The following is a 4,919-nucleotide window of genomic DNA, read 5'->3' on the forward strand; positions in this document are numbered from 1 at the left end:
TTCGCCCGGCACCGCTCCACCCACTTCGGGCTGGAGCAGAACCGGCCCTACGGGGACGGGGTCGTCACCGGGTACGGAACCGTCGACGGCCGCCCGGTCGCCGTTTTCTCGCAGGACTTCACCGTCTTCGGCGGGGCACTGGGCGAGGTCTACGGCCAGAAGATCGTCAAGGTCATGGACTTCGCGCTGAAGACCGGCTGCCCGGTCATCGGCATCAACGACTCCGGCGGCGCCCGCATCCAGGAAGGCGTCGCCTCCCTCGGCGCGTACGGCGAGATCTTCCGCCGCAACACCCACGCCAGCGGAGTGATCCCGCAGATCTCGCTGGTCGTCGGGCCCTGCGCGGGCGGCGCGGTCTACTCCCCGGCCATCACCGACTTCACGGTCATGGTCGACCAGACCTCGCACATGTTCATCACCGGTCCGGACGTCATCAAGACCGTCACCGGCGAGGACGTCGGCTTCGAGGAGCTGGGCGGCGCCCGCACCCACAACACCGCCTCCGGCGTGGCCCACCACATGGCCGGCGACGAGAAGGACGCCATCGAGTACGTCAAGCAGCTGCTGTCGTACCTGCCGTCCAACAACCTGTCCGAGCCCCCGGCCTTCCCGGAGGAGGCGGACCTGGCGGTCGGCGACGAGGACCGCGAGCTGGACACCGTCGTACCGGACAGCGCCAACCAGCCGTACGACATGCACACGGTGATCGAGCACGTCCTGGACGACGGGGAGTTCTTCGAGACCCAGGCCCTGTTCGCGCCGAACATCCTCACCGGGTTCGGACGGGTCGAGGGCCGGCCGGTGGGCGTGGTCGCCAACCAGCCGATGCAGTTCGCCGGCTGCCTCGACATCACGGCGAGCGAGAAGGCCGCCCGCTTCGTGCGGACCTGCGACGCCTTCAACGTCCCGGTGCTGACCTTCGTGGACGTGCCCGGCTTCCTGCCGGGCGTCGGCCAGGAGCACGACGGCATCATCCGGCGCGGCGCCAAGCTGATCTACGCCTACGCCGAGGCCACGGTCCCGCTGATCACCGTCATCACCCGCAAGGCGTTCGGCGGCGCGTACGACGTCATGGGCTCCAAGCACCTGGGCGCCGACCTCAACCTGGCCTGGCCCACCGCCCAGATCGCCGTCATGGGCGCCCAGGGCGCGGTCAACATCCTGCACCGCCGCACCCTCGCCGAGGCCGAGGCGAGCGGTGAGGACGTCGAGGCGGTGCGGGCGCGGCTGATCCAGGAGTACGAGGACACCCTCCTCAACCCCTACGTCGCGGCCGAGCGCGGCTACATCGACGCCGTGATCATGCCGTCCGACACCCGCGCCCACATCGTGCGCGGCCTGCGTCAGCTGCGCACGAAGCGGGAATCCCTGCCTCCGAAGAAGCACGGCAACATCCCCCTGTAGGTCCCCGAGCCCTGCCGACCCTGGGAGCGGTCAATGAACATCAAGGTCGTACGAGGCAATCCGACCCCGGAGGAGCTGGCCGCCGCCCTGGCGGTGGTCCGCGCCCGCGCCGCGGCGGCAGCGGTGACGCCGTCCGGCGCGGAAGGCCCCGGGGACGCGTGGTCCGACCCGTCGAGGATCGCGACGGCCCGGGTCCCCAGGCCGGGCCCGGTGTCCTGGAGCCGCACGTACTGGCCGGGCTAGGACCTGTCCGGCACAGGTCCTGGGGGCCCGGCACGCCGCGGTGGCCGGTGCCGGTTCTGAGTAGCCGTACTCAGGCGCCCGGCACCCGCCCGGCCGCACGCTGGACCCATGCTCTGGTCAGACCCCGAAGACGAGCCGCCGAAGGACCTGCGCGACATGCAGGACATGCTCCGGCGGCTCGGTCTCCTCATAGCTCTGGCCATGGTCCTGATCATGATCGTGACCGGGCTGAGGTAGCGCGGCGGCACGGCTAATCTGACGGCATGACCGCGAAGCCGCACCGCCGCCTGATCCTCGCCTCCCAGTCCCCCGCCCGCCTGGGCCTGCTGAGGCAGGCCGGCCTCGCACCGGAGGTGATCGTCAGCGGGGTCGACGAGGACGCCGTCACCGCGCCCACCCCGGCGGAGCTGGCGCTCGCCCTGGCCGAGGCGAAGGCATCGGTCGTGGCGGCGCGGCCGGAGGCGCAGGGCGCCCTGGTGATCGGCTGCGACTCGGTGCTGGAGCTGGACGGGCAGGCGCTCGGCAAGCCGGCGGACGCCGAGGAGGCCACCGCCCGCTGGAAGTCCATGCGCGGGCGGGCCGGAGTGCTCCAGACGGGTCATTGCGTGTGGGACACGGAGGCCAAGCGGTACGTGTCGGCGACGGCCTCCACCGTCGTCCGGTTCGGCGAGCCCACCGACGAGGAGATCGCCGCCTACGTGGCCTCCGGGGAGCCGCTGTACGTCGCCGGCGCGTTCACCCTGGACGGCCGTTCGGCGCCGTTCATCGAGGGCATCGAGGGCGACCACGGCAACGTCATCGGCATCAGCCTGCCCCTGGTCCGCAAGCTGCTCGCGGAACTGGGCGTGGGCATCACGCAGTTGTGGTCGCCGGAACGCTGATCTGGGCGGGGACGGAGTCCTGGGGCTCCTCGTCCCCGTCCTGCGGTTCGTCCGTCCGGCTCACCGGCGCGCCCGGGCCGGCGGGGACCGCGTCCGGTTCCGCCCGCGCGTCCGGTCCCGCGCCCTGCTCCGGCCCGCCGTCCCCGGCCGCCGGGCTCTGCGGGCCACCCGTTCGGTCGTACGTCACCAGGAGCAGCACGATCAGCCCGAGCATGGTCACCATGAACAGGAACGCCGTCCAGCCGACCAGGCCCCAGGCGAACGCGCCGAGCAGGCCGTGCACCACGGCCGCGCTGATCAGCAGGACGCGGCCGAGGCCGGCCGGTGCGCGGTCGCGGACCGCGACGAACACGGCCACCAGGGCGCACACGGCGAAGTAGAGGCCGAAGACGACCCCGCCGGCCTTCGAGGACGTCGACATGACGTCCGGGTCGAGGCCGGCCAGGGACATGTCCTGGCGGTCGACGACCACTCCGAGGAACCAGTTCAGCGCGGCGATGAGCACGCCCTCCGCCAGGAGGACGACCGCCACGACCCATGCCACCGGCCTGCGTACCACCGGGCCCCACCCACTCTCACACCGACAGCCTGTTACCCCGGGTTCGTTCGAGACCCCGTGCACGCTACTAACGGGTAAACCGGGGGACAAGGGTTCGGACGCCGGCAAAGAATCATTGGGCCATTCGTAGGGACTCGACAAAGAAACAGAGTGGGCCGCAGCACGCCCTCACAGAGACCTTGGACACATAGCAGGGCTAGGGTTTTCCGGAGAGGTCCTGCGTACCGTGGTGCGACATGGGCTTTCGCGGGTCGAGCGCGCCTCGTATCACGCTCCGTGTGGGCAAGCTCACCACTGGGGACGGGTCGAAGTGCCGTGTCGGCAGTCCCTAAACTCGGCTTGTTTCAAGGAGGGAGCCTCAATCGTGCGCAAGGTGCTCATCGCCAACCGTGGCGAAATCGCTGTCCGCGTGGCCCGGGCCTGTCGCGACGCCGGGATCGCGAGCGTGGCCGTCTACGCCGACCCGGACCGGGACGCTCTGCATGTCCGCGCCGCGGATGAGGCGTTCGCCCTGGGCGGTGACACCCCGGCCACCAGCTACCTGGTCATCGACAAGATCCTGAACGCGGCGCGCGAGTCCGGCGCCGACGCCGTCCACCCCGGCTACGGCTTCCTCTCGGAGAACGCCGAGTTCGCGCAGGCGGTCCTGGACGCGGGCCTGATCTGGATCGGCCCGCCGCCGCAGGCCATCCGCGACCTGGGCGACAAGGTCGCCGCCCGGCACATCGCCCAGCGCGCCGGCGCGCCGCTGGTCGCGGGCACCCCCGACCCGGTGAGCGGCGCCGACGAGGTCGTGGCCTTCGCCCGGGAGCACGGCCTGCCGATCGCCATCAAGGCCGCCTTCGGCGGCGGCGGCCGCGGCCTGAAGGTCGCCCGGACCCTGGAAGAGGTCCCGGAGCTGTACGAGTCGGCGGTGCGCGAGGCGGTGGCCGCCTTCGGCCGCGGCGAGTGCTTCGTCGAGCGCTACCTGGACCGTCCGCGGCACGTGGAGACCCAGTGCCTGGCCGACAAGCACGGCAACGTGGTCGTCGTCTCCACCCGTGACTGCTCCCTCCAGCGCCGCCACCAGAAGCTGGTGGAGGAGGCCCCGGCGCCGTTCCTGTCCGAGGAGCAGGTCGCCGAGCTGTACCGCGCCTCCAAGGCCATCCTGAAGGAGGCCCGCTACGAGGGTGCGGGCACCTGCGAGTTCCTGGTCGGCCAGGACGGCACGATCTCCTTCCTGGAGGTCAACACCCGCCTCCAGGTCGAGCACCCGGTGACCGAGGAGGTCGCCGGCATCGACCTGGTCCGCGAGATGTTCCGCATCGCCGACGGCGAGGAGCTGGGGTACGGCGACCCGGTGCTGCGCGGACACTCGTTCGAGTTCCGGATCAACGGCGAGGACCCGGGCCGCAACTTCCTCCCGGCTCCCGGCTCGGTCACCCGTTTCGACGCGCCGTCCGGCCCCGGTGTCCGCCTGGACGCGGGCGTGGAGGCCGGCAGCGTGATCGGCCCGGCGTGGGACTCCCTGCTGGCCAAGCTGGTCGTGACGGGCCGTACCCGCAAGGAGGCCCTGGAGCGGGCCGCCCGCGCGCTGGACGAGTTCCAGGTCGAGGGCATGGCGACGGCGATCCCCTTCCACCGCGTGGTGGTGCGGGACCCGGCGTTCGCTCCGGAGCTGACCGGCTCGGCCGACCCCTTCACGGTCCACACCCGCTGGATCGAGACGGAGTTCGTCAACGAGATCAAGCCGTTCGTCGCCGCCGCCGACGCCGAGGCGGAGGAGGAGCTGGGCCGCGAGACGGTCGTCGTCGAGGTCGGCGGCAAGCGCCTGGAGGTCTCCCTCCCGTCCT

General features: G+C 71.5%; 6 protein-coding genes. 5 read left to right on the forward strand and 1 reads right to left on the reverse strand.

The annotated features are described in order from the left end of the window. From IE312_RS03780 to IE312_RS03790, 4 genes are all read left to right on the forward strand, one after another. Positions 1-1,404 (forward strand): acyl-CoA carboxylase subunit beta (locus IE312_RS03780; RefSeq protein WP_229898996.1); only part of this gene is annotated, 1,404 nt, incomplete at its 5' end. 33 nt (positions 1,405-1,437) lie between these two features. After that, entirely contained in the window at positions 1,438-1,647 is a 210-nt protein-coding gene (locus IE312_RS03785; RefSeq protein WP_189978369.1) for an acyl-CoA carboxylase epsilon subunit, read from the forward strand. Between the two features lie 108 nt (positions 1,648-1,755). Further along, entirely contained in the window at positions 1,756-1,884 is a 129-nt protein-coding gene (gene mmpB, locus IE312_RS43745) for a morphogenic membrane protein MmpB (protein WP_268254280.1), read from the forward strand. Positions 1,885-1,910: 26 nt separating this feature from the next. After that, on the forward strand, positions 1,911-2,528 hold the full coding sequence (locus IE312_RS03790; RefSeq protein WP_189978371.1) for a Maf family protein: 618 nt from the start codon (positions 1,911-1,913) through the stop codon (positions 2,526-2,528). On the opposite strand, the gene IE312_RS03795 is transcribed toward IE312_RS03790, so the two are convergent. Next, positions 2,500-3,087 carry a hypothetical protein gene (locus tag IE312_RS03795; protein ID WP_229898998.1) on the reverse strand — a complete coding sequence of 196 codons (588 nt, stop codon included), beginning with the start codon at positions 3,085-3,087 and terminating at the stop codon, positions 2,500-2,502. The two genes, IE312_RS03790 and IE312_RS03795, sit on opposite strands and share 29 nt — an antisense overlap. A 364-nt stretch (positions 3,088-3,451) precedes the next feature. Here IE312_RS03795 and IE312_RS03800 point away from each other — a divergent pair. Then, the coding region (locus tag IE312_RS03800) for an acetyl-CoA carboxylase biotin carboxylase subunit (protein ID WP_229899000.1) at positions 3,452-4,919 on the forward strand (1,468 nt) is incomplete at its 3' end.

Source organism: Streptomyces capoamus (assembly GCF_014654935.1).
GTDB classification, from domain to species: Bacteria; Actinomycetota; Actinomycetes; order Streptomycetales; family Streptomycetaceae; genus Streptomyces; species Streptomyces capoamus.

Coding starts and splice junctions, on each gene's coding strand:
- IE312_RS03785 (WP_189978369.1), top strand. CDS start 1,438: ATGAACATCAAGGTCGTACGAGGCAATCCGACCCCGGAGGAGCTGGCC.
- mmpB (WP_268254280.1), top strand. CDS start 1,756: ATGCTCTGGTCAGACCCCGAAGACGAGCCGCCGAAGGACCTGCGCGAC.
- IE312_RS03790 (WP_189978371.1), top strand. CDS start 1,911: ATGACCGCGAAGCCGCACCGCCGCCTGATCCTCGCCTCCCAGTCCCCC.